The 23,257-nt window shown below is 71.3% G+C and carries 21 protein-coding genes; 13 read left to right on the top strand and 8 right to left on the bottom strand.

Going from position 1 to position 23,257, the window contains the following annotated elements:
• The first annotated feature begins 62 nt into the window (after positions 1-62).
• From ACFYUV_RS07695 to ACFYUV_RS07710, 4 genes are all read left to right on the top strand, one after another.
• Complete coding sequence (locus tag ACFYUV_RS07695; RefSeq protein ID WP_387666127.1) at positions 63-896, top strand: cytochrome c oxidase subunit II; 834 nt, start codon at positions 63-65, stop codon at positions 894-896.
• Positions 893-2,554 carry a cytochrome c oxidase subunit I gene (ctaD, locus tag ACFYUV_RS07700; RefSeq protein WP_387666130.1) on the top strand — a complete coding sequence of 554 codons (1,662 nt, stop codon included), beginning with the start codon at positions 893-895 and terminating at the stop codon, positions 2,552-2,554. The genes ACFYUV_RS07695 and ctaD overlap by 4 nt, the downstream gene beginning before the upstream one ends.
• Complete coding sequence (locus ACFYUV_RS07705; RefSeq protein ID WP_352353336.1) at positions 2,554-2,967, top strand: cytochrome c oxidase subunit 4; 414 nt, start codon at positions 2,554-2,556, stop codon at positions 2,965-2,967. The genes ctaD and ACFYUV_RS07705 overlap by 1 nt, the downstream gene beginning before the upstream one ends.
• Before the next feature lie 141 nt (positions 2,968-3,108).
• Complete coding sequence (locus ACFYUV_RS07710) at positions 3,109-4,308, top strand: Ig-like domain-containing protein (RefSeq protein ID WP_387666134.1); 1,200 nt, start codon at positions 3,109-3,111, stop codon at positions 4,306-4,308.
• Between the two features lie 101 nt (positions 4,309-4,409).
• Here ACFYUV_RS07710 and trpD read toward each other — a convergent pair whose 3' ends face one another.
• Positions 4,410-5,456, bottom strand: coding sequence for an anthranilate phosphoribosyltransferase (gene trpD / locus ACFYUV_RS07715; protein ID WP_358294143.1), 1,047 nt, complete (start codon positions 5,454-5,456; stop codon positions 4,410-4,412).
• 6 nt (positions 5,457-5,462) lie between these two features.
• Complete coding sequence (locus tag ACFYUV_RS07720; RefSeq protein WP_352353671.1) at positions 5,463-5,861, bottom strand: hypothetical protein; 399 nt, start codon at positions 5,859-5,861, stop codon at positions 5,463-5,465.
• A 207-nt stretch (positions 5,862-6,068) separates the two neighbouring features.
• Here ACFYUV_RS07720 and ACFYUV_RS07725 point away from each other — a divergent pair, with 207 nt between their 5' ends.
• The 4 genes from ACFYUV_RS07725 to ACFYUV_RS07740 are packed head-to-tail and all read left to right on the top strand — an operon-like array spanning position 6,069 to position 10,310.
• Positions 6,069-6,719 (top strand): heme-copper oxidase subunit III, encoded by a 651-nt coding sequence (locus ACFYUV_RS07725; protein WP_125630774.1) that lies wholly within the window; start codon positions 6,069-6,071, stop codon positions 6,717-6,719.
• A gap of 14 nt (positions 6,720-6,733) precedes the next feature.
• Positions 6,734-7,543 carry a c-type cytochrome gene (locus tag ACFYUV_RS07730; protein ID WP_352326595.1) on the top strand — a complete coding sequence of 270 codons (810 nt, stop codon included), beginning with the start codon at positions 6,734-6,736 and terminating at the stop codon, positions 7,541-7,543.
• A complete protein-coding gene (locus ACFYUV_RS07735; RefSeq protein ID WP_387666136.1) occupies positions 7,540-8,655 on the top strand; it encodes a Rieske 2Fe-2S domain-containing protein in 1,116 nt (371 codons plus the stop codon). The genes ACFYUV_RS07730 and ACFYUV_RS07735 overlap by 4 nt, the downstream gene beginning before the upstream one ends.
• The gene (locus tag ACFYUV_RS07740) at positions 8,652-10,310 is read left to right on the top strand and encodes a cytochrome bc complex cytochrome b subunit (RefSeq protein WP_387666139.1); all 1,659 of its coding nucleotides are present in this window, start codon (positions 8,652-8,654) and stop codon (positions 10,308-10,310) included. Before ACFYUV_RS07735 ends, ACFYUV_RS07740 begins: the two co-directional genes overlap by 4 nt.
• A 292-nt stretch (positions 10,311-10,602) precedes the next feature.
• Here ACFYUV_RS07740 and ACFYUV_RS07745 read toward each other — a convergent pair whose 3' ends face one another.
• Both ACFYUV_RS07745 and ACFYUV_RS07750 read right to left on the bottom strand, forming a co-directional pair.
• Positions 10,603-10,890 (bottom strand): Lrp/AsnC family transcriptional regulator, encoded by a 288-nt coding sequence (locus ACFYUV_RS07745; protein ID WP_125630767.1) that lies wholly within the window; start codon positions 10,888-10,890, stop codon positions 10,603-10,605.
• A gap of 17 nt (positions 10,891-10,907) precedes the next feature.
• Positions 10,908-12,632 carry a DEDD exonuclease domain-containing protein gene (locus tag ACFYUV_RS07750; RefSeq protein WP_364331775.1) on the bottom strand — a complete coding sequence of 575 codons (1,725 nt, stop codon included), beginning with the start codon at positions 12,630-12,632 and terminating at the stop codon, positions 10,908-10,910.
• Between the two features lie 136 nt (positions 12,633-12,768).
• Between ACFYUV_RS07750 and ACFYUV_RS07755 the strand changes: the two genes are divergently transcribed.
• From ACFYUV_RS07755 to ACFYUV_RS07765, 3 genes are all read left to right on the top strand, one after another.
• Positions 12,769-14,271 (top strand): serine/threonine-protein kinase, encoded by a 1,503-nt coding sequence (locus ACFYUV_RS07755; RefSeq protein ID WP_387666142.1) that lies wholly within the window; start codon positions 12,769-12,771, stop codon positions 14,269-14,271.
• Complete coding sequence (locus ACFYUV_RS07760; RefSeq protein WP_387666144.1) at positions 14,261-15,703, top strand: serine/threonine-protein kinase; 1,443 nt, start codon at positions 14,261-14,263, stop codon at positions 15,701-15,703. Before ACFYUV_RS07755 ends, ACFYUV_RS07760 begins: the two co-directional genes overlap by 11 nt.
• Before the next feature lie 327 nt (positions 15,704-16,030).
• Positions 16,031-17,473 (top strand): hypothetical protein, encoded by a 1,443-nt coding sequence (locus ACFYUV_RS07765; protein WP_387666146.1) that lies wholly within the window; start codon positions 16,031-16,033, stop codon positions 17,471-17,473.
• Positions 17,474-17,673: 200 nt separating this feature from the next.
• On the opposite strand, the gene ACFYUV_RS07770 is transcribed toward ACFYUV_RS07765, so the two are convergent.
• The 3 genes from ACFYUV_RS07770 to ACFYUV_RS07780 are packed head-to-tail and all read right to left on the bottom strand — an operon-like array spanning position 17,674 to position 20,077.
• The gene (locus tag ACFYUV_RS07770) at positions 17,674-19,353 is read right to left on the bottom strand and encodes a PH domain-containing protein (RefSeq protein ID WP_387666149.1); all 1,680 of its coding nucleotides are present in this window, start codon (positions 19,351-19,353) and stop codon (positions 17,674-17,676) included.
• Positions 19,350-19,841, bottom strand: a complete 492-nt coding sequence (locus ACFYUV_RS07775; RefSeq protein WP_387666152.1) for a PH domain-containing protein — start codon at positions 19,839-19,841, stop codon at positions 19,350-19,352. The genes ACFYUV_RS07770 and ACFYUV_RS07775 overlap by 4 nt, the downstream gene beginning before the upstream one ends.
• Positions 19,838-20,077, bottom strand: coding sequence for a hypothetical protein (locus tag ACFYUV_RS07780; RefSeq protein ID WP_387666154.1), 240 nt, complete (start codon positions 20,075-20,077; stop codon positions 19,838-19,840). The genes ACFYUV_RS07775 and ACFYUV_RS07780 overlap by 4 nt, the downstream gene beginning before the upstream one ends.
• Positions 20,078-20,188: 111 nt before the next feature.
• On the opposite strand from ACFYUV_RS07780, the gene ACFYUV_RS07785 reads away from it, so the two are divergent.
• Positions 20,189-21,406: a sensor histidine kinase gene (locus tag ACFYUV_RS07785; protein ID WP_387666156.1), complete on the top strand. Its 1,218-nt coding sequence runs from the start codon at positions 20,189-20,191 to the stop codon at positions 21,404-21,406.
• 20 nt (positions 21,407-21,426) lie between these two features.
• Entirely contained in the window at positions 21,427-22,083 is a 657-nt protein-coding gene (locus ACFYUV_RS07790; RefSeq protein ID WP_352353303.1) for a response regulator transcription factor, read from the top strand.
• Here the strand turns inward: ACFYUV_RS07790 and ACFYUV_RS07795 are convergent.
• On the bottom strand, positions 22,073-23,152 hold the full coding sequence (locus ACFYUV_RS07795) for a phosphotransferase family protein (protein WP_387666159.1): 1,080 nt from the start codon (positions 23,150-23,152) through the stop codon (positions 22,073-22,075). The two genes, ACFYUV_RS07790 and ACFYUV_RS07795, sit on opposite strands and share 11 nt — an antisense overlap.
• Positions 23,153-23,257: the final 105 nt, after the last annotated feature.

A 23,257-nucleotide genomic window follows, 5' to 3' on the forward strand; every position in this document is an offset into this window, starting at 1 on the left:
ATTTGGAAATACGAGCACCCAAGGGAAAGACTCTTGGGCTTCATCTGTGGGGTAGGCGATCCGTGAGTCCGACTCGCCGTACGACGCGGCGTTCGTTGGCCCGGCGCAGGGTGCCGCGCGCCGCCGCTTTGGCGTTGCTGCTGGCCACTGCTACGGCGTGTGCTAATGACGTTCCCAAGTTCGACTGGTCCAACGGCCTGCTGCCCGAGGGCGTGACCGAGCAGGCCAAGGTCGTTCAGCATCTGTGGAACGGGGCCTGGATCGCCGCACTCGCCACGGGCGTCGTCGTCATCGTCCTGATCGTCTGGGCCGCGATCTTCCACCGCAAGCGCAAGGGGAAGGCCGAACTGCCGCCCCAGGTGCGCTACAACCTGCCGATCGAGATCCTCTACACGGTGGTCCCGCTCGTCATGGTGTCGGTGTTCTTCTTCTTCACCGCCCGCGACAGCAAGGCCCTCACGGACGTCGCGGGTGACGCGCCCGTCAAGGTCAAGGTCGAGGCCTACCAGTGGAGCTGGCGCTTCACCACGACCTACAACGGCAAGACGACGCAGCCCGTGTCCGGCATGCCGGTGCACGACTACCACCAGGGCCCTCAGCTGGTCCTGCCGACGAACACCAAGGTCGAGTTCGACCTCTCGACCGACGACGTGATCCACTCGTTCTGGGTGCCCGAGTTCCTGTTCAAGCGGGACATCATCCCCGGCATCCCCGAGGGCAACCCGGGGCGCAAGTTCGAGATCAAGACGCTCGGCGACGACCGCGTGGGCGTCTACGCCGGCCGGTGCGCCGAGCTGTGCGGCGTCGACCACAGCCGGATGCTGTTCTCGGTGAAGCTCGTCAAGCAGGCTGAGTTCGACCAGTACATCGCGACCCAGGCTGGGAGTGCCCAGTGACCGCCATCCAAGAACCGCTTCGGGCGCCGGTCCGGCCCGTCACCAAGGGCCAGATCATCGCCAAGTGGATGTCCTCGACCGATCACAAGATCATCGGGCACATGTACCTGATCACGTCGTTCGCCTTCTTCCTGATCGGCGGCGTCATGGCGCTGATCATGCGGGCCGAGCTGGCGCAGCCGGGGCTGCAGATCACCAGCAACGAGCAGTTCAACCAGCTGTTCACCATGCACGGCACGATCATGCTGCTGATGTTCGCGACGCCGCTGTTCGCCGGCTTCGCCAACGAGCTGATGCCGCTCCAGATCGGCGCCCCCGACGTGGCGTTCCCGCGCCTGAACATGGTCAGCTACTGGCTCTACCTGTTCGGCAGCGTCATCGCCGTGTCCGGCTTCCTCACCCCGGGCGGCGCGGCCTCCTTCGGCTGGTTCGCCTACACGCCGCTGTCGAACGCGATCCACTCGCCCGGCATCGGCGGCGACCTGTGGATCATGGGCCTGGCCCTGTCGGGCCTCGGCACGATCCTCGGCGCGGTGAACTTCATCACCACGATCATCTGCATGCGCGCCCCCGGCATGACCATGTTCCGCATGCCGATCTTCACCTGGAACGTCCTGCTGACCAGCATGCTCGTGCTGATGGCCTTCCCCGTGCTGGCCGCCGCGCTGCTGGCGCTGGAGGCCGACCGCAAGCTCGGCACCCACATCTTCGACCCGGCCAACGGCGGGCCGATCCTGTGGCAGCACCTGTTCTGGTTCTTCGGCCATCCCGAGGTGTACATCATCGCGTTGCCGTTCTTCGGCATCGTGACCGAGATCCTGCCGGTCTTCAGCCGTAAGCCGATCTTCGGCTACATCGGCCTGGTCGGCGCCACCATCGCGATCGCCGGTCTGTCCATCACGGTCTGGGCGCACCACATGTTCCCGACCGGGCAGGTCCTGCTGCCGTTCTTCTCGTTCATGACGTTCCTCATCGCGGTGCCGACGGGCGTGAAGTTCTTCAACTGGATCGGCACGATGTGGCGGGGTCACCTGTCGTTCGAGTCGCCGATGCTGTTCTCCGTCGGCTTCCTGATCACCTTCCTGCTCGGCGGCCTGACCGGCGTCATCCTGGCCTCGCCGCCGCTGGACTTCCAGATCAGCGACACCTACTTCGTCGTCGCCCACTTCCACTACGTGGTCTTCGGCACGGTTGTGTTCGCCATGTTCGCCGGCTTCTACTTCTGGTGGCCCAAGTTCACCGGCAAGATGCTCGACGACAAGCTGGGCAAGGTGCACTTCTGGCTGCTGTTCATCGGCTTCCACACCACCTTCCTCGTCCAGCACTGGCTGGGCATGGTCGGCTTCCCCCGCCGGTACGCCGACTACAGCGCGGCCGACGGCTTCACCGACCTGAACATGATCTCGTCGGTCGGCGCGTTCATCCTGGGCGCCTCGACGCTGCCGTTCTTCTACAACGTCTGGAAGACCTGGCGGTCGGGGGTCAAGGTCACCGTCGACGACCCCTGGGGCTACGGTGGCTCGCTCGAATGGGCGACCTCCTGCCCGCCGCCGCGGCACAACTTCACCTCGCTGCCGCGCATCCGGTCCGAGCGCCCGGCGTTCGACCTGCACTACCCGCACATGTCCGCCAAGTCCGCCCAGGAGGTGGAGGCCTGATGAAGGTCCAGGGTTGGCTGTTCCTGCTGTGCGGCCTGTTCTTCGCCGGTGTCGACGTCGGCTACTGGTTCTGGACCAAGGCCGCGACCGGCCACGGTGAGCCCGTGGGCACCACCGCCATGGCGATCTCGGTCGGGTTCGCGTTCATGGTGGGCTACTACCTGATGTTCACCGCGCGGCGCATCGGCGCCCAGCCGGAGGACGACAAGCAGGCCGACATCAGCGACGGCGCCGGCGAGATCGGCTTCTTCAGCCCGAGCAGCTGGTGGCCGCTGTTCCTGTGCCTGGCGGCGGCCTTCGCCTTCGCCGGGTTCGTGATCGGCTTCTGGATGTTCCTGATCGGCGTGTTCCTGATCATCATGGCCATGATCGGGTTCGTGTTCCAGTACTACCGGGGCAACTTCTCGCACTGACAAGCGGCTCGAAGCGGGCGTCCTTCCCATAGGGGAGGACGCCCGCTTTTTCGTGTTCTTTACCAGGTCACGGATGTCGTGAATAGATCACTCAGGGTAATAAGGGAGGAGAAGGTTGGATCTTGGGCGAGGGGGTCACTCGTGAGACGCGTGGCGAATGGATCGGCCGGCCTGCTGGCCCTGGCGCTGCTCACGGCGTGCTCGCTGAGCGGCGCGGCGAACGAGACGAAGGAGCTGACCGCGGTCGCGCGGCAGCCGGCGGTGGGCGTCACGCCCCAGGACAAGGCCGTGAACGTGGCCACCGACCAGCCCGTGGTGGTGTCCGCGCACGGCGGCACGATCAAGAGCGTCCGGGTGGACGGCGGCAAGGCGGGCCGGTTGAAGGGCGTCCTGAGCGGTGACGGCACCCGCTGGCGCAGCACGACCACCGCCCGGCCGAGCGCCGGCTACACGGTCACCGTCGTCAGCGTGGACGCCTCGGGCAAGCAGAGCGAGACCTCCAGCACGTTCACCACGGTCAAGGGCGACAAGACATTCGACATCCAGACGATCACTCCCAACAAGGACGACACCGGGCTGACGGTCGGCGTCGGCATGCCCGTCATGATCGCCTTCGACAAGCCCGTGAGCGACCGGGTGGCCGTCGAGCGCAACCTGACCATCCGCAGCTCCAAGCCGGTGGACGGGGCCTGGCACTGGTTCGACGACAGCCATGTGGACTTCCGGCCGGAGGAGTACTGGCCGGCGTACACGAAGGTGCGGCTTGAGGCGAAGCTGGCCGGCGTGCGCGGCGGCCCCGGCCTGTACGGCAAGCGCGACGTCACCCTCGACTTCAAGATCGGCCGCTCACAGATCACCCGCGGCAGCACCGACGAGCACGTGCTGACGGTCCGCCGGGACGGCAAGCGCATCCGCACCATGCCGATGAGCGCCGGGCAGGGCGGCCAGTGGAAGTACTACACCACCTCGGGCGTGCACCTGGCGATGTCGCGGGAGCCGGTGACCGTCATGACCTCGCCCGGCATCGGCCCGGGACAGTCGGGCTACTACCAGCTCACCGTCTACAACACCGTGCGCATCTCCAACAGCGGCGAGTACGTGCACAGCGCGCCCTGGTCGGTGGGCTCTCAGGGCAACTCCAACGTCAGCCACGGCTGCGTGAACGTCAGCCCGGAGAACGCGGCCTGGTTCATCAAGAACACCCTGATCGGGGACCCGATCATCATCACGGGCTCGCCGCGCAAGCTGGAGCCCACCAACGGGTGGGGCCACTGGCAGGAGAACTGGAAGGACTGGCTCAAGTGGAGCACGCTCAAGGACGGCCCGAGCATCACCTTCTGACCGCCACCCGGCCCTGAGCAGGCCCTGGAGGCTCTGCCAGGGCGCTCGGGCACCTCGTTGCCGCCGAAGGATGCGAGCGCGCCTCAGGGGCGCGCTCGCGGTCACGACGGGCGGTAGGAGCTGCTGACCTCGATCCAGCGGCGCAGCGTGTCGGCGGCCGCGCCGGAGTCGATCGCCTGCGTGGCGCGCTCGTAGCCCTTGATCATCGCCGTGTCGAGGTCGTCGCCGGCGCCGTCGTGGGCGACCAGCGCGGCGGCGGTGTTGAGCAGGACGGCGTCGCGCACCGGCCCCTTCTTGCCGCCCAGCACGTCGTGCACGGCCTGGGCGTTGAACTGCACGTCGCCCCCGCGCAGCGCGTTCGCGTCGGCCCGGGGGATGCCCAGGATCGCGGGGTCGAACCTGGCCTCGGTGGCCGTGCCGTCGCGGACCACCCACACCGTGGAGGTGCCGGTGATGGTCAGCTCGTCGAGCCCGTCGTCGCCGCGGAAGACCAGGGCGGACACGCCGCGCTCGGCGAAGACGCCGGCGATGACGGGCAGCATGCGGGCGTCGTAGACGCCGATGGCCTGGGCGCTCGGCCGGGCCGGGTTGGTCAGCGGGCCAAGGAAGTTGAAGACCGTGGGGACGCCGATCTCCTTGCGCGCCGGGCCGGCGAACCGCAGCGCCGGGTGGTAGACGGGCGCGAAGCAGAAGGCGATGCCCGCCTCGCGCGCCACCCGCGCGGTCTGCTCGGGCGTCAGGTCGAGCCTGATGCCCATGTGCTCCAGGACGTCGGCGGCCCCGCACAGCGAGGAGGCCGAGCGGTTGCCGTGCTTGACGACCCTGGCCCCCGCCGCGGCGGCCACGATGGCGGCCATGGTGGAGACGTTGACGGTGTGGGCGCGGTCGCCGCCCGTGCCGACGACGTCGAGGACGGGCCCCTCGACGGTCAGCGGCGTGGAGAACTCCAGCATCGTCCGGGCCAGGCCCACCACCTCGGCCACCGTCTCGCCCTTGGCCCGCAGGGCCAGCGCGAAGCCCGCGATCTGGGCGGAGGTGGCGTTGCCCGAGAAGATCTCCCGCATCGCCCAGGCCGTCTCGTCGGCCGACAGGTGCTCGCCGGAAAGGAGCGCGGAGAACAGGGCAGGCCAGGTCGTCCGGGAGTCCATGGGCACCTACTTCGCGTTGAGTCGGGTGGCGGAACGGCGGCGCATCAGGTCGGCGACGGTGTCGGCCAGGACCATGGGCTCGATGGGCTGCGGGACGACGGCGTCGGCCTTGGACCACTCGGCCAGCCAGCGGTCGTCGCGCCTGGCGATGATCAGGCAGACGGGCGGGCAGTCGTAGACCTCGTCCTTGGCCTGACGGGAGACGCCCATGCCGCCGGCGGGCTGGGTCTCGCCGTCGAGGACCGCCACGTCGATCTCGCCGGAGCCGAGCCACTGGTGGACCTTGGGCTCGGTGGCGCACTCGATGATCTCGACGAGGGGCAGATCGGCCGCCGGCCGCCGGCCGATCGCCTGGCGGACCTCGGCCCGGGTGGTCGCGTCGTCGCTGTAGACGAGGACCCTCATCGTGTCGTCGGTGCTCCCAGAGGACGTCACTGTCGCGCTCACTATCGGTCGAAGCTGTATGGTCACCTGGATCGTACCGTTGCGCCGGGATGCAATCCCAGGCCACCGGGTCTGACAGGCGTTTTGTCCCAATTATCCCAGGTTGATGGCCGGTTTGTTCCTCCTAACGGGGGGTCGTTGGCCGGACCGAACACCGGAGCCGCAATAATGCTGCCCGTGGCGACAGCATCCGCAATAACTTCGACGACGACAGCACAGTCGTACCGACGGCCGAACCTGGTCAGTGTCGGGACGATCGTCTGGCTGTCCTCTGAGCTCATGTTCTTCGCGGCGCTGTTCGCGATGTACTTCACCATCCGGTCGGTGAGCGAGGGGAAGGGCATCGAGTGGGGCCCTGCCTTCCTTCCTGCAGGCGTTGAGGCAGAAGGCGCTCACCTGAACATCCCGTTCGCGACGGTCAACACGATCATCCTGGTCCTGTCGAGTGTGACGTGCCAGCTGGGCGTGTGGGCCGCGGAGAAGGGGCAGGTCGGCAAGCTCCGCTTCTGGTACATCGTCAGCTTCCTGATGGGCGCGATCTTCGTCGCCGGTCAGCTGTACGAGTACGGCGAGCTGGCGTCAGAGGGCGCGACCCTGTCCGCCAACGCTTACACCTCGGTGTTCTACCTGACGACGGGCTTCCACGGCCTGCACGTGACCGGTGGCCTGATCGCGTTCCTGTTCATGCTGGGACGCACGTACGCCGCGAAGCGCTTTACGCATGAGCAGGCCACCAGCGCGATCGTCGTGTCCTACTACTGGCACTTCGTAGACGTCGTCTGGATCGGTCTTTTCGCGACCATCTACATCATTCGTTAAGGAACGGGATCTCTGTGACTAGGATCACCGCTTGGCGGCGGCATCCCCTCGCGAGATACGCCGTCCTGATTTTGGCGTTGGCGCTGGTCGGGATGGTATACGCCGCCTTTGTCCAGGCGGGCAAGCCTGCCGACGCGGCGCTGGCGGCAGGCAAGGTCGACGACGTGGCCGAGGGCAAGAGCCTGTTCGTGGCCCACTGCTCTAGCTGCCACGGCATGAACGCGGAGGGCACCAACACCGCCCCCACGCTCGTCGGTGTCGGCGCCGCGGCGGTCGACTTCCAGATGAGCACCGGCCGCATGCCCGCCGGCAACCCCGGCCCGCAGGCGCCGCGCAAGCCCCTGGCCCACTGGGTCAACGAGGACACGACCCGTCAGGTCGCCGCCTACGTGCAGTCGCTCGGCGGCGGTCCGCAGGTCCCGGGCAAGGAGCAGGTCGACCCGAAGCTCGGTGACGCCGGCAAGGGCGGCGAGCTGTTCCGGGCCAACTGCATCCAGTGCCACAACTGGGCGGGCGCCGGCGGTGCCCTGACGCAGGGCAAGTACGCGCCCAACCTCAACGAGTCCTCACCGACGCAGATCTACGAGGCGATGGTCACCGGCCCGCAGGCGATGCCGGTCTTCAACGACTCGACGATCACGCCTGAGGAGAAGCGCAGCATGATCGCGTACATCACCCAGGTCCGTGAGCAGAAGGACCCCGGAGGGTTCGGCCTCGGGCGCATCGGCCCGGTCACCGAAGGTCTCGTAGCGTTCGTGGTAGGCATCGCCGCCCTAGCCCTCGCCGCCATCTGGATCACCGCGAAGAAGCGACAGAAGTCATGACAGACAACGAGCACGAGATCGAGCAGCCGGACGAACGCGTGCCCAAGCGCGTCATCGGCACTCCCGCGCCGGGCACGTCGATGCTGGGCGCCGCGGAGAAGGAAGACGTCGCCGACCGCGACGTCCCGGGCGTGACGCTGCAGGACGAGAGCAAGGCCCGCAAGGCCGAGAAGATCGTGGCGCTCTGCTTCGCGATCACGTTCCTGGCCGGCATCGCCTTCCTCATCTCCTACGTGGTGTTCCAGGTCGGCAGCCCCGAGGCGACGGGGGTCTCCAACCTCGCCCTCGGCGGCACGCTGACCCTGGCCGTCCTCGGCCTCGCGGTCGGCATCGTGGTCTGGGTCCGCCAGATCATGCCGAAGTACGCGCTGGTCCAGGAGCGCCACACGATGGCCTCCGACGAGGACGACCGCGAGGTCGTCTCCGAGACCTTCCTGCAGGGCGCCAACGAGAGCGGCTTCGTCAAGCGCAAGCTGATGCGCCGCACGCTGCTGCTGGCCGCCGCGCCGCTCGGCCTGGTGCCGCTGGTGCTGCTGCGCGACCTCGACAACTCCAAGATGCCCGGCGCGAAGTTCAACAAGCTGCTGCGCCACACGGTCTGGGGTGAGAAGACCAAGGAGGGCAAGCCGCTGCGCCTGGTCGTCGAGGGCACCGGCCAGCCGATCCGCGCGGCCGACTTCAACTCGCCCGGCGGCATCCTGTCGGTGGTGCCCGAGGGGTACGAGCACGACCTCAACGCGCTCGCCAAGGCCACGCTGATCCTGATCAAGTTCCGTCCGGAGGAGCTCAAGAGCGGCGTCAAGCAGAACTGGACGCACGACGGCATCGTCGCCTACTCCAAGATCTGCACGCACGTCGGCTGCCCGGCGGCGCTCTACGAGCAGACCACCCACCACATCCTGTGCCCGTGCCACCAGTCGACCTTCGACGCGGCCGACGGCGCGAAGGTCATCTTCGGCCCGGCCGCCCGGCCGCTGCCGCAGCTGCCCATCACCGTCGACAGCGAGGGCTATCTGATCGCCCAGGGTGACTTCAACGTGCCCGTCGGTCCCAGCTACTGGGAGCGCGGCGACGCCGAGGCCGAGGCCAGGGAGAAGGGAGGCCAGGCATGAGCGACCTGAACGCCGTACCGAAGGCCATCGCCGGGCCGTCGACCTTCCTGGACGACCGTCTGGGCGGGGCGAACTTCCTCAAGCGCAACCTGCGCAAGATCTTCCCTGACCACTGGTCGTTCCTGCTGGGTGAGATCGCGCTCTACTCGTTCATCATCCTGCTGCTCACCGGTACGTTCCTGACGCTGTGGTTCAAGCCGAGCATGGGCGAGATCGCCTACGACGGCTCGTACGCGCCGCTCAAGGGCGTCATGATGTCGGAGGCCTACGCGTCGTCGCTGGAGATCAGCTTCGACGTCCGGGGTGGTCTGCTGATGAGGCAGATGCACCACTGGGCGGCCCTGCTCTTCGTGGCCGGCATGACGGTGCACATGCTGCGGGTGTTCTTCACCGGCGCCTACCGCAAGCCGCGCGAGCTCAACTGGATCATCGGCGTGCTGCTGCTGACCCTGGCGCTGGCCGAGGGCCTGACCGGCTACTCCCTCCCCGACGACCTGCTCTCCGGCGCCGGTCTGCGGATCACCGAGGGTGTGGCGATCTCGCTGCCGCTGGTGGGCACGTACATCACGTTCTTCCTGTTCGGCGGGGAGTATCCGGGCGAGGACGTCATCTCCCGGTTCTACTCGCTGCACATCCTGCTCATCCCGGGCATCCTGCTGGCGCTGGTCTCGGCTCACATGGTGCTCATGTGGGTGCAGAAGCACACGCAGATGCCGGGCAAGGGGCGCAACAACAAGAACGTGGTGGGCGCGCCGTTCTACCCGGCCTTCATGGCCAAGGCGGGCGCCTACTTCCTGTTCACGCTCGCCGTGGTGTCGGGGCTGGCGACGTTCGCCCAGATCAACCCGATCTGGCTGTTCGGGCCGTACACGCCGGCGGACATCTCCGCCGGTTCGCAGCCCGACTGGTACATGGGCTTCCTCGAAGGCTCGCTGCGGCTCATGCCGCCGTGGGAGTGGAACCTGTTCGGCACGGCCCACGCGGGCACGCTGCCGATGAGCGTGATCATCCCGGCGCTGGTGCCGATGGGCATCATCATGACCGGTCTCGCGCTCTACCCGTTCATCGAACGGTGGGTCACCGGGGACAACCGCGAGCACCACGTCGCCGACCGTCCGCGCAACAACCCCCACCGCACCGCGATCGGCATCTCGGCGATGACGTTCTACGGTGTGCTGTGGCTGCTCGGCGCCAACGACGAGATCTCGGCCAACTTCCACGTCAGCCTCAACTGGACGACGTACATCGGCCGGGTGCTGGTCTTCGTCGGGCCGGCGCTGGCCTACCTGATCACCTACCGCATGTGCCTCGGCCTGCAGCGCAGCGACGCCGCGGTCATCGGGCACGGTGTGGAGTCGGGTGTCATCAAGCGGCTGCCGCACGGTGAGTTCATCGAGGTGCACACGCCGCCGTCCGACGACCTCGAGGCCCACATGCGGGGCAAGGAGGCGGTGGCGGCCCTGCCCGTGGACGAGGACGCCTCCGGCATCCCGCCCAAGGGCATGCGCGGCCCGCTCGGCAAGCTCCGCGGCCGGATGTCCAAGGCGTACGGCGGGGAGAAGATCCCGCTCGACGACGGGCACCACGGCGAGCACGGGGAGCACGGCGAGCACGCCGCGATCGGTTCCGGCGACGACCGGAGCCTCACCCACTAGGGTTTCGCCTGATCGAGAACGGCCCGGACGGGGTTTCCCCGTCCGGGCCGTTCCGCGTTCCGGCCCACCGGCCGGGGACGATCGGGCCCGGGAAACGCGTCGGGCCCGGCCGAAGGACGGCCGGGCCCAGAAGACGGAACCGAGGAAGGACGCCGAAGTCGGACGCCCAAGACGGACGCCGAAGACGGACGCCGAAGGTGGGCGCCCAAGACGGACGCAGCAGCAGAAGCGAGCGCAGACGCCGACGCTGAAGCGGATGCGGGGGCTTACGCGGGGACCGCGGGGGAGCGGGTCAGTCGGATTCGGGGAAGCCGATCGAGAAGGCGGCGTCGAGGTCGTGCCTGGAGTAGGTGCGGAAGGCGATGTGCGTCTCGGTGTGCTCGACGCCGTCGACCTTGTTGACCCGCCCGGGGATGACCTCGGCCACCTCCTCGTAGCGGGCGACCCTGACCATGGCGAGCAGATCCCATTCGCCGGTGATGGAGTAGACCTCGCTGACCCCGTCGATCTCGGCGATCGTCTGGGCGACCTCCGGGATCCGGTCTACCTCGGCCTTGATGTGGACGATTGCCGTGACCATGTATTAACTGTATCCGGTCATCGCAAAGGACGTCCCTCTCGGTCGCGCCGCTGATCAAGCCCGCGGTAGGCCAGGTCGATGCGGGCCTTGTGGCGGGCGGCGCCCCGGGCGGGCATCGACCACACGCCGTCGACCTCGACCAGCCGCACGCCCGGCGACTCCAGCCAGCGCAGGATGCACTCGGTCTCCTCGGCGCTGGCCGCGTGGACCGGGCCGGGGCCCGGGATGACGGCCTCGGCCATGGCCTTGAGCGAGGCGACGAACGGTGTGGGGTGGGCGCCCTTCGGCATCACGCCCGCCGCGGCCAGCCGCCCGTAGCGGACGACGTGGATGTCCCAGCCGCCGTCGAAGGCCGGGCTGGCGGCCACGAGCTCGGGGATGCGGGTGATGGCGCTCAGGCGCTGCATCCGGGCCGCCGCCCGGACGAACGCGGCCAGCCGGTCGCGGTCGACGGACGCCTCCTCGTAGCGCTGCTCGACCGACAGGCGCTCCATGCGGGCCGCGACGGCGGTGTAGACGAGCGAGGCGTCGGAGGTCATGGCCCGGCGGGCGCTCTCGACGTGCGCGGCGTACTCCTCCGGGCTCTCCTTGCCCGCGCAGGGGGCGCCGCAGCGGCCCATCTCGTGCAGGACGCAGGCCGCCCGGCGGGTGCGCAGGCTGATCGGCTGCGTGCACTGGCGCAGCGGCACGGCCTCGTGCAGCGCGATGCGGGCCTCGTCGGCCAGGCGGGAGCTGCTGAACGGGCCGAGGTAGGTGGCGTCGTCGTCCTTCAGCTCGCGCACGATCGACAGGCGGGGGAAGGGGCCGGCGGTGAGCTTGAGCCAGACGACCTTCTCCGGGAAGCGCGAGCGGCGGTTGTAACGCGGCTTGGCGCCGCCGATCAGCCGCAGCTCCCTGACCTCGGCCTCCAGCCCGGTGGCGCAGACGACGTGGCGCACGCGCTCGGCGATGCCGATCATCTCGCGGATGCGCGGGCGGGTCTCGGCGGCCGTGAAGTAGGAGCGCACCCGGTTGCGCAGGTTGGTGCTCTTGCCGATGTAGAGCACCTCGCCGCGGTCGTCCTCGAAGAAGTAGACGCCCGGGGCGTGCGGGACGGACTCGGCCAGGTGGCGCTTGCGCTGCTGCTCCGGTGTGGGGGCGCGGACGAACGACTTCAGCTCCTCCAGCGTGTGGACCTGGAAGGAGCCGGCCCGCTCGATCAGCCCGTGGAGCACGTCGACGGTGGCCCTGGCGTCCTGCAGGGCGCGGTGGCACGGTTCGGTGGGGCTGCGGAAGAACCGGGCGAGCGTGGACAGCTTGGCGTTGGGTGTCTCGTCGCGGGTCAGCACCCGCCGGGCCAGGTCGACGGTGTCGACGACCGGGTTGGCGGGCGGCGGGTAGCCGTGGGCGGCGCAGGCGGCCTTGACGAAGCGGGTGTCGAAGCCCGCGTTGTGGGCCACCAGCGTGGAGCCCTTGATGAACTCGAGGAAGCTCGGCAGCACCGCCTCGATGCGCGGGGCGGCCACCACCATGGCGTCGGTGATGCCGGTCAGCACCGAGATGAACGGCGGGATGGGCCCGCCGGGGTCGACCAGGGTGGAGAACTCGCCCAGCACCTCACCCGCCCGCACCTTGACCGCGCCGATCTCGGTGATCGAGTCTTCGGCCGGCGAGCCGCCGGTGGTCTCCAGGTCGAACACGACGAACGTGACGTCGCTCAGCGGGGTGCCGAGCTCGTCGAGGGTGCCTTGTACCGCGTCCACGTTCCAAGACCATAGAGAGGGGGACCGACAGTTACTCCGCCGGACCACGCCGGAGCGCGGGGAAGGGGGCCCGGGACGGCATGGGGGGACGTGCTCGAATAACCATCCTTCTTGATCCTTAGTTACCCTTCCCTTTATGTCCGCGGGAAGACTTGCCGGCCGCTACACCCTGCTGCGCCCACTCGGCGCCGGCGGCATGGGGAAGGTGTGGCTGGCCAAGGACGAGATGCTCGACCGCGAGGTCGCGGTCAAGGAGCTCACCCTGCCCGAGGGCATGCCGTCCAAGGATCGCGCCGACGCGGTCACCAGGGCCGTGCGCGAGGCGCAGGCCACCGCCCGGCTGCGCCATCCCGGCATCGTGGCGCTGCACGACGTCATCGTCGAGCACGAGCGGCCGTGGCTGGTCATGGAGCTGCTGCGGGGCCGTACGCTGGCCGACACCGTGCGCGAGTTCGGCCCGATGCCCCCCGAGTACGCCGCCCGCGTCGGCGCCGACGTGCTGGAGGCGTTGCAGGCCGCCCACGCCCAGGGGCTGCAGCACCGCGACGTGAAGCCGGGCAACGTGTTCCTGACCGACAGCGGCAGGGTGGTGCTGACCGACTTCGGCATCGCCCGGCAGGAGGGGCAGGCCGCGCTCACCGAGCAGGGGCTCATGATCGGCTCGCCCGGGTTCATCGCGCCCGAGCGGCTGGAGGGCGAGCCCGGCGGCCCGTCCAGCGACCTGTGGTCGCTCGGCGCGACCCTGTTCGCCGCCGTGACCGGCGGGAACGCCTACCAGGGCTCGGTCGCCGAGCGGGTCAGGGCGACCGTGACGCAGCCGGTGCCGGTCGCGCCGGGGCCGCTCGGGCCGCTGCTGGCCGCCATGATGGCGCGCCATCCTGACGCCCGTCCCGATCCGCGCAACGTCGTGCACGCGCTCAGGCAGCTGGCCGCGGGCGGCCCGCCGCCGGTCCTGGCGGCCGGCGAGCAGGCCACCGCGCCCCGCCCGGTGGGGCGGCGCGGGCGGCCGCTGCTGCTGTGGGGCGCGGTCGCGGCCGTGCTCGTGGTCGCCGCCGGAGCCACCGGCTTCGTCGTGCTGCGCGACGACGACGGACCGCCGGCCGCGTTCACCGTGCCGATGGACGTGTGCACCCTGCTCACCCCGCAGGACGTCGGCGGCCTGCTGCGCACCCAGAGCCCGCCCAAGGCCCAGCCGGACAGCAACGAGGTGGGCCCCGAATGCGGCTGGCCGACCGCCGGCACCGGCATCGGGCTCCAGGTGCAGAAGGACTCCGACACCGTCGATCCCTGGTCGATGACCGCCGCCACGGCCCGCACCCTGTTCCAGAACCAGAAGCGCTACTGGGCCAAGTACGACCAGATCGACTGGACCTGGCCGGAGATCGGCGTCAAGACCGACATGCGCTCCACCCGCACCCCCGTCCACGACCTGGCGGGCCTCGGCGAGGAGGCGTTCGCGTTCGAGCTGAAGGGCAAGACCGGCCGCGTCCACTCGGCTCACGTCTACTACCGGATCGCCAACCTGGTGGTGGCCGTCCAGTACGCCACCCTGGCCGACAAGCCGACCGACGAGGACGTCCGGCAGGCGGCGATCAAGGCGGCCCGGGCGAGCGAGCAGGCGTTGCGCCGTGCGAAGTGACCACTATCTGCTGGCCGGCCGCTACCGGCTGGTCGAGCAGCTCGGGCAGGGCGGCGCGGGCACGGTGTGGCGGGCGCTGGACGAAATGCTCGACCGCGAGGTCGCCGTCAAGCAGGTGCGGGTGCCGCCGGGGCTGAGCCCCCACCAGCGGGCCGAGTTCGCCGACCGCGCCATCCACGAGGCCAGGTCGGCCGGACGCCTGCGCGACCCGGCCATCGTGCTGGTGCACGACGTGGTGCTCGACGGCGACCAGCCGTGGATCATCATGGACCTGGTCACCGGCCGGTCCCTGGACAAGGTGATCAGGGAGAACGGGCCGCTGCCGCCCCCGTACGCGGCCCGCATCGGGCTGCAGGTGCTGTCGGCGCTGGAGGTCGCGCACTCCCACGGCATCCTGCACCACGACGTCAAGCCGGCCAACATCCTGCTCGACGCCGATGGCTCGGCCATGCTGACCGACTTCGGCATCGCCGTCCCCATGGGCGGTCAGGGCGACGGCGCCGGCAACGGCGGCTCGCCTGGCTACATGGCGCCCGAGCGGCTCAACGAGCAGGCGCCGGGCCCGGAGTCCGACCTGTGGTCGCTGGGCGCGAGCCTGTACACCGCCGTGGAGGGTCGGGCGCCGTTCGAGCGGCAGCTGCCCGCGGCGGTCGCGGCGGCGGTGCTGCTGCACGACCCGCCCTTCCCCGCGCGGGCGGGCCGCGAGTTCGGCGGGCTGCTCATGGCGATGCTGGCCAAGGAGCCCGCCGCCCGTCCCACGGCGGCCCAGGTCCGGCAGGTGCTCAGTGGCGCGCCGGTGCGCTCCGGCCCGGTCCCCGGGCGTCGCCGGCGGTGGTTGCTGCCGGTGGCCGTCGCGTCCGGCGTCGCGGTGCTCGGCGCCGGCTGGTACGCCGTGGACGCCCTGGCCGGTCAGCCGGAGACCGGCCGGTACGCCGCCGCCCCCGACCCCTGCCGCCTGCTGAGCGACGCCCAGGCCGCCGAGCTGGCGAAGGGCGCCGTCCGGCGCAGCGCCACGCGGGACGGCGAGTGCCAGTGGGTCGCGGGGCTCGAGGAGCGGCGGGGCCGGCGGATCACCGTACGGACCTGGATCGAGAAGCCCGACGGCGACCTCGGCGGGCCGCAGGTGGCCGCGCGCCGGTTCACCAGCGAGAAGGGCACCAGGAACGCGGCGCAGGGCACCCGGGCGCGGATGGCCGCCGGTGAGGTCGTGGACGTCGCGGGGGTGGGGGAGGCGGCGTTCGTGCAGAACCGGTTCGAGCTGTTGATGTCCTCCAGCACGGTCGGCCGGTTCGACAGCATCGTGCTCTTCCGGTCCAGCAACCTGCTCGGCGAGGTGATCTGGCACCGCGACGAGGTGTCGGTCAAGGCGCCGGTCGACAAGGAGACGGCGCTGCGGATCGCCCGGGTGGTCTCCGGGGCGCTGCCGGGATGATCGTCGTGCGTGCTGCAAGGGGCGTTTCGCCATGTCTCACCGCAAGTCAGGGCAATCTCAGGAGTCGCAGTGAATCCCGGTAGCGATTACGAGCCGCCGACCACCCCTCATCCGGTGCCGGGCCGGCGGTTCGAGCCGCAGGGAAGGCCGCCGACACCGCCCCCCGGCCCGCCCCCCGGCCCGCAACCGGGCCCGCAGCCTCACCCGCAGCCGGGCCCACAGCCGGGCCCGCAGCCTGTTCCTCAGCTTGTTCCTCAGTCCGGTCCGCAGTGGGGGCCGCCGTCAGGGCCGCAGTGGGGGCCGCCGCCGGAGCCGCCCACGGGGCCGATGGGCGGGCCGCCCGCCGGTCGGCCCGGACGCCGCCCGGCGTGGTTGCTGCCCACCCTCGCCGCGGCCCTGGTGGTGGTCGTGGCCGGCGGCGGCGTGGGGGCCTACCTGCTGCTGTCCGGCAAGGGCGGCGGCGGGACGGCCGCCGGGCCGTCGTCGTCGGCGGCGCGGTCCGTGGCGCCGGCCGCCGCCGCGCCCGGCCCGGACGCCTGCTCGATGCTGCCCGCGGACGAGGCCGAACGGCTGGCGCCCGGCGCGACGGTGACCAAGTCCTCCAGGGACTCCGACTACACCGTCGCCTTCACCTGCAACTGGCAGAACCAGCGCATCTCGTTCGGCGAGTTCTGGCGCAGCAGGGAGATCGACGTCAGGATCGAGCAGCACAAGGGCGAGGGCGCCAAGACCGGCCGCTCGATGGCCCAGAACTCCTACGAGATGGACTACCGCGGCGCCAAGTACGGAGCCACCGCCAAGCCCTCGCTCGACCCCGACGAGAAGGAGTACGTCTCCCCGGTCAAGGACGTCACCGGCGTCGGCGAGGGGGCGTTCGCCCAGTACACCTGGCGGCGCGACGGCAAGCTGCTGTGGTACTCCTTCGGCCAGGCCCACGCCCAGGTCGGGGACATGACGATCCGGGTCAAGTTCCAGGCCGGGCAGCAGCGCAAGGACGCGCAGATCCTGTCCAACGAGAGCACCAGGTCCATCACCGAGGAGAACGCGATCCGCGAGGTCAGCGGCCTGATCGCGTACTTCGCCAAGGGCGTGGCCGCCTGGCAGGCGCAACACCCCGGCGTGCTGGCCAAGGCCGACCAGGCCCCGGCCACCCAGAGCCCGGCCGCCCGCCCGACGCCCTCGCCCACGGAGCTGGCCGCCTTCCCGCCCGCCTGCCAGGCCGTCACGGAGGCCGCCACCCGCCTGGTGCCGAAGCCCACCACGAGGGCGCGCGCCACCGAGTCGGGCAACGACGACGAGACCGAGTGCCGCTGGCTCAACCTCGACCTGCCGGGCGCGGCCGGGAACGTCAGGATCCGCAGCATGCTGATCACCACCCACCGCTTCACCAACCGGGCGGGCGCGATCGACCCGGGCGCGGCCAAGGCCTACTACGCCGGCGAGTACGGCGGCGCCAAGAAGACCGCCGAATCGTCCATCGGCGGCATCACGTGGGGCGAGCTGAGCGACATCGAGGGGCTGGGCGAGCAGGCCTACGGCCAGTTCGTGCAGACCAGGCAGGGAGAGGTGTCGGCCTCCAGCGGCACGGTGGTCGCGCGTACCGGCGCGCTGGTGGTCAGGGTCGACTACTCCGGCGCCGAGCGGCCCAAGGGCGAGCCGGCGAACTCGCCCAAGGCCCGGCTCATGCCCCGCAAGGAGGCGCAGGACGGCGCGCTCGCCCTGGCCAGGGCGTACCTGGCCGAGCTGGCCAAACAGCCGGCCGGAAGCTGATCCCACGCGGCCCCCGCGACCGGCAGACGACGCCAGTTCTGGCACCACGCGGGGATCACCCTCCTGGCGGGCGATCTACGTCGACGGTCAACAAGGCTGCAACTCGGTTGCAAGCGCGACAAATAGCGTATTGACCAGAAAGCCGCCGGGCCGCGCGATCACGGCTTGCCCGCTACAGGGGCATGGGCAACCGTGGTGGATCACGCGGCCTGCCGCCCGCCGCCCTGCCCGCCGCCCTGCCCGCCGCCCTGCCCGCCGGTCAGGAACGGCTCCAGCAGGCCCGGGACCGCGCGTGCCGCCAGGTCGAGCCCGTCGCTGCGGCCCACGTCCAGGACCTCGTAGTGGCCGCCCCCCGCGGCCGTGCAGGCCGAGACGGTCAGCAGGCCCGAGCGCCGCTGGAAGAACGACTGCCGGAACGTCCAGCCGGTGATGCCGGCCCGGTCCAGCGCCACCGTACGGCGGACGAGCGCGCCGCGGCGCGTGACCAGGTGCCGCGGGCCCAGCGCGTGACCGAGAGCGCGCCGGCTCTCGGCGGCCAGCCACAACCCCACCGGGAGCGCCAGGACGGGCGCCGTCCACACCCACGCGCGCGGCCACGACGCGGGCAGCAGCCACCAGGCGAGCCCCGCGCCCGCCGCCAGCACGACGGTGGCCACCAGCGCCCGCACGACCCGCCGCCGCCCGGCCGCCACCGGATGCACGACCAAAGACGCGCCCCCCGCGCCGATCCCCGCACCCGGGCCGATCTCCGCACCTGCGCCGATCCCCGCCCCCGCGCCGACCCTCGCACCTGCGCCGATCTCCGCCCCCGCGCCGACCCTCGCACCTGCGCCGATCTCCGCCCCCGCGCCGATCTCCGGGCCTGTCCCGGCGCCCGTCGTCGTGTTCGCGATCGCGGCGGCGACGCGGGCGGCCTCGGCGCGGGGGAGCGGCGGGGTGAGGGCGGCCACGTCCTCGGTCTCGTCCTCCGTCTTGGCCAGGCCGGTCGCGACGGCCTTGACCCGGGCGCCGCCGCCCAGCCGCAGCAGCAGCGGCTCGCTGATCTCGACGCCGCGCAGCCGCCGTTCCTCCAGGGTCAGCGAACGCGTGGTCAGCAGCCCGCGGCGCAGCCTGAGCCGGCCGGGCTCGCGTTCCAGGCGGTAGCGGCCCCAGGACTCGGCGTACAGCAGGAACGCGCCGAGCGCGCCGACAGCCGCGTTGAGCGCCAGGACCAGCGGGACGGCGAGCCACGGCTGCGCGCTCACCCAGCCCCACAGGCCGCTCGCCGCCCGGTCGGTGAAGTCCTTGAGCCCGACGGCGCCGAGCCCCTTGTAGGCCGCGCCCAGGACCACCGCCGCGCCGGTGAACGTCCAGACCGACAGGGGCGCGTACCGGATCCACGACCAGCGCAGCTCGGCCAGGGGACCGTCCGCGGGCGCGGGCGCGTCCTGGCGCAGCAGCGTGCGGCGCAGCATCTCGGCCGAATGCCGGTCGAGGGCGTCCAGCACCAGCTCCGAGCCCTCGGCCGCGCGCTCGCCGGTGCCGACCTTGACCACGGTCAGGCCGAACGCCCGGCGCACCGGGTCGGCGCGCAGGTCCACGCTGCGCACGCGGTCCAGCGGGACCGCGCGGTGCTGCCGCACGGTCACGCCCGAGCGCAGTTCGAGCCGGTCGGACGTGAGCCGCCAGGCGGTCGTCCGCAGCCGGGCCGCCTCGTAGGCCACCGCCCCCGCCACGATCAGCACGGCGGCCCCCGCGCACGCGGCGACGACGCCGCCCGCCTCCCAGTCCTGGCCCACCAGGAACCGCGCCAGCGCGGCCACGGCACCGGCCGCGAACGCCAGAGACCTGGCGGCCGCGTTCCACAGGCCCCGGCCCGACAGCCGCTGCCAGCCGGTCACGTCGCGTCCCCGGGCGTCGCCTGGGTGCGCGCGGTGAGCCGTTCGGCCAGGTCCGCGGCGAGCCGGTGGTCCAGCGCCGTGATCTTGACGGCTCCGGCGGAGGAGGCGGTGGTCACGGTGACGTCGGCCAGCCCGAACAGCCGCTGCACCGGCCCCCGCTCGGTGTCGACCCGCTGGATCCGCGACATCGGCGCCACCTTCCACGTGTGCGTCAGCCACCCCTGGCGGACGTAGACCGCCTCCTCGGTCACCTCCCACCGCTGCACCCGGTAGGCCGCCCGCGGCTCGGCCAGCGCCACCAGCAGGCACGCCGCCGCGAACGCCGCCGCCGCCACCCCCAGCCCCGGCGTGCGCGGCGTGAACACCAGGTACGCGCCCACGGCCGCCGCCGCCACGGGGACCATGAGGACGAGCCACTGCACCGTCCACCACGCCACCGCCCGGCGGTCGGGACGGTGCCGCGGCGGACGCAGCGCGGTCCCGCTCATCGGCCCTCCTCCGCCCCGCCGGCCGTCCGCCCGGCCGTGCCGGCCACCGAGAGCAGCGCGAACCCGAGCACGCCGATCACGACGGCCGCGAAGACCTCGTAACCGTCGAGGAAGGGCAGCACATTGACGACGAGCAGGCCGTGCGCCCACCCCCACCAGCCGAACAGCGTGTTGAGCAGCCCGCCGACCCCCTGCAGGATCAGCAGCCAGCCGAACACCTCCACCACCGCTTTCATGCCGTCCACACTCGCCGCCGCGGCGGCCCGCCGGCCTCGGCCATCGGTCTGCGGCGACACCGACTTTGGTCGCTGTCGCCGGCTCCCGCGCAGGGCATAACCTCGACGAATGTGAGGGAACTGCGGGGGGAGGGCGATCCGGCCCTGGAATACCGGTGGGCGTTGCCGTCCACGCTGCTCGGCGACGGGCGCGGGGGCCGGGTGCGGCGCTCGACCCTCGACTGGGTCTCCGACATCGCGCTGTTCCTGCTGGCCTGCGGCGTGACGTTCATCAGCCTGGAGGAGATCAGGAACGAGCCCGAGCCGCTGCTGGTCGTCGAGCAGATCGTGGGGGCGCTGGCGTGCGCGGGGGTGTGGCTGCGGCGGCGCTGGCCGGTGGGGTTCGCGCTGGTGACGATCCTGCTGTCGTCCTACCTGGAGCTGGTCGGCGGGGCCTCGCTGGTGGCGCTGTTCACCGTGGCGGTGCACCGGCCGTTCAAGGTGTCGGGGCCCGTCACGCTGCTGGCGCTGGTCACCCTGGCCCCGTACGTGCTGCTGCGGCCCCAGGAGGACCTGACGCCGCTGTGGGGGGCGGCGTTCGGGGTCACGATCGTGCTGACCGTCTACGCCTGGGGCATCGTCATCCGGGCCAGGCGGCAGCTCGTCTGGTCGCTCAGGCAACGGGCCGAGACCGCCGCTGAGGACGCCAAGCGGCTCGAACGCGAGCGCATCGCCCGCGAGATGCACGACGTGCTGGCCCACCGCATCTCGATGCTCAGCCTGCACGCCGGGGCGCTGGAGTTCCGTCCCGACGCGCCCGCCGAGGACGTCGCCAGGGCCGCCGGGGCGATCAGAAGCAACGCCCACCTGGCGCTCCAGGACCTGCGCGAGGTGATCGGCGTGCTCCGCCACACCCCGCCGGGGGCCGCCGACCCGGTGCCCGACCGGCCGCAGCCGACGCTCGCCGACCTGCCCGCGCTGGTCGAGGAGTGCCGCCAGGCCGGCATGGACGTCCGCCTCGACCTGGGCGCCGCGGACGGCGTCCCGGCCGGGGCGGGCCGCAACGTCTACCGCATCGTGCAGGAGGCGCTCACCAACGCGCGCAAGCACGCGGACGGCGCCCCGGTGGCCGTGGCCGTGGCGGGCGAGCCGGGCGAGGGGGTCTCGGCCGAGGTGCGCAACCCGGTGTGGTCGCGGCACGGGCCGCGCATGCCGGGGGCGGGCGCCGGGCTCATCGGGCTGACCGAACGGGCCGAGCTGGCCGGCGGCCGGCTGGAGCACGGCGTGACCGGCGGCGAGTTCCGGGTGCGCGCCTGGCTGCCGTGGCCGCCGGAGCAGGACGGGGAGTGACGTTGACCGACGGAGGGCAGATGGACGCGCCGATCAGGGTGCTGATCGTGGACGACGACGCGATGGTGCGGGCCGGGCTGTCGATGATCCTCGGCGGGGCCGCGGACATCGAGATCGTGGGCGAGGCGGCCGACGGGGCCGAGGTGCCGCCGCGGGTGGCCGAGCACCGGCCGCACATCGTCCTGATGGACATCCGCATGCCGGGCGTCGACGGGCTCACCGCGACCGAGGCGCTGCGCCGCACCGCCTCGCCGCCCGAGGTCGTGGTGCTGACCACGTTCCACGCCGACGCCCAGGTCGTGCGGGCGCTGCGCGCGGGGGCGGCCGGCTTCCTGCTGAAGGACATCCCGCCCGGCGACCTGGTCGACGCCGTCCGGCGGGTGGCCGCGGGGGAGCCGATCCTGTCGCCGGCGGTGACCCGGCAGCTCATCTCGCACGTGTCCGACGGGGGCGGCCGCGACCGCACCGAGCGGGCGCGGGGGCTGCTCGGCCGGCTGAGCGAGCGGGAGCGCGAGGTCGCGCTGGCCGTGGGGCAGGGCAGGTCGAACGCCGAGATCGGGCGGGAGCTGTTCATGAGCGTGCCCACGGTCAAGGCGCACGTCTCGCGCATCCTGACCAAGCTCGACCTGAACAACCGGGTGCAGATCGCGCTGCTGGTCTACGACGCTAGCGGGTGAGCAGCTCCTCGATGGCGGCCCGGTGGAGCACCAGGTCGTCGGGGTCGTCCGGCATGGGCTGCTCGCCGAAGTGGATCCTGCGCTGCCACACCCGGGCCATGATGACGCCGTGGCGGAGGGCGGCGTACATCTCGTAGAAGTCGAGGTCGCGGGGCTCGTAGCCAGTTATTTCGCAATATTTCTGGCAAACGTCGTCGCGGCGCATGAAGTCCGGCATGCCGGGCAGGCCCATCGTCACCGCGAGGTCCTGGAAGAAGCGGTGCAGGAAGATCATCCAGGAGAGGTCCAGCTCGCGCGGGCCCACGGCGGCCATCTCCCAGTCGAGCACCGCCACCGGCGTGAAGTCGCGGTACATCACGTTGCCGATCCTGGCGTCGCCCCAGGTCAGGACGTCGGGGCCGGGGTCGTCCGGCCAGTGTGAGCCGAGCCAGTCGAAGGCCCGCTCCAGCATGGGGATCGGCCGGGCGCCGTGCGCCCACCGGTAGTAGGCGCGCTGGGCCTCGACGTGCGCGCGCAGGCCGTCCGTGCCGCCGGGGGCGAGCGGGCCGAGCACCGCGACCTCCTGCCCGGTGTACGGCGTCTCGTGCAGCGCCGCCACGAGCCCGACGCTCGCCTCCTGCAGCCGCCGCCGGTCGCCGGGGGAGGCGTCGTGCAGCCAGCCCCCGAACGTGTACGGCATGACGTCCGGCGGCACGTCGCCCTCGGCCCGCTCCATGACGAAGAACGGCGTCCCGAGCGGCGCGGGGTCGGGCTCGAACCAGAGCGGTCTCGGCGCTGGGATCCCAGCTTTCTCCCTGGCCAGCCGCATGACCTCGAACTGGGCCCGCAGATCGTAGGAGGGGAACACCGGAACGGCTTCCGCCGCAGGTGCGAGCCTGGCCACGCACCGCCGCGTCCCGGCGGCCCAGGTGGCGGTGAAGAACAGCGTCTCGCTCGACATGCCGTTGCCGGAGGGCCGCGACAGCTCCGACACCGTGGCGTCCCCGCCGACCCGTCCGCGCAGCCAGCGGGACGCCCGCTCGCGCAGTTCCGCCAGGTCACGCGTGGACGTGCGCATCTGTTCCGTCACCGCTCACCTCCAGGCCGCACCGCTGCCCCGGCTCAGTCGTATACCCCCTACCAAGCGCTTGTCTAGGTTCAAGGGACCGTTACGGTCAGGTACGCAAGAGCCGTA

The organism is Nonomuraea sp. NPDC003560 (assembly GCF_042878785.1).
In the GTDB taxonomy this organism is placed as follows: Bacteria; Actinomycetota; Actinomycetes; order Streptosporangiales; family Streptosporangiaceae; genus Nonomuraea.

What these genes read in the sequence shown, in the direction of transcription:
- ACFYUV_RS07705 (WP_352353336.1), top strand. Translation starts at nt 2,554, where the DNA reads ATGAAGGTCCAGGGTTGGCTGTTCCTGCTGTGCGGCCTGTTCTTCGCC.
- trpD (WP_358294143.1), bottom strand. Translation starts at nt 5,456, where the DNA reads ATGGACTCCCGGACGACCTGGCCTGCCCTGTTCTCCGCGCTCCTTTCC.
- ACFYUV_RS07720 (WP_352353671.1), bottom strand. Translation starts at nt 5,861, where the DNA reads ATGAGGGTCCTCGTCTACAGCGACGACGCGACCACCCGGGCCGAGGTC.
- ACFYUV_RS07725 (WP_125630774.1), top strand. Translation starts at nt 6,069, where the DNA reads ATGCTGCCCGTGGCGACAGCATCCGCAATAACTTCGACGACGACAGCA.
- ACFYUV_RS07735 (WP_387666136.1), top strand. Translation starts at nt 7,540, where the DNA reads ATGACAGACAACGAGCACGAGATCGAGCAGCCGGACGAACGCGTGCCC.
- ACFYUV_RS07740 (WP_387666139.1), top strand. Translation starts at nt 8,652, where the DNA reads ATGAGCGACCTGAACGCCGTACCGAAGGCCATCGCCGGGCCGTCGACC.
- ACFYUV_RS07745 (WP_125630767.1), bottom strand. Translation starts at nt 10,890, where the DNA reads ATGGTCACGGCAATCGTCCACATCAAGGCCGAGGTAGACCGGATCCCG.
- ACFYUV_RS07755 (WP_387666142.1), top strand. Translation starts at nt 12,769, where the DNA reads ATGTCCGCGGGAAGACTTGCCGGCCGCTACACCCTGCTGCGCCCACTC.
- ACFYUV_RS07765 (WP_387666146.1), top strand. Translation starts at nt 16,031, where the DNA reads ATGGGCGGGCCGCCCGCCGGTCGGCCCGGACGCCGCCCGGCGTGGTTG.
- ACFYUV_RS07775 (WP_387666152.1), bottom strand. Translation starts at nt 19,841, where the DNA reads ATGAGCGGGACCGCGCTGCGTCCGCCGCGGCACCGTCCCGACCGCCGG.
- ACFYUV_RS07780 (WP_387666154.1), bottom strand. Translation starts at nt 20,077, where the DNA reads ATGAAAGCGGTGGTGGAGGTGTTCGGCTGGCTGCTGATCCTGCAGGGG.
- ACFYUV_RS07790 (WP_352353303.1), top strand. Translation starts at nt 21,427, where the DNA reads ATGGACGCGCCGATCAGGGTGCTGATCGTGGACGACGACGCGATGGTG.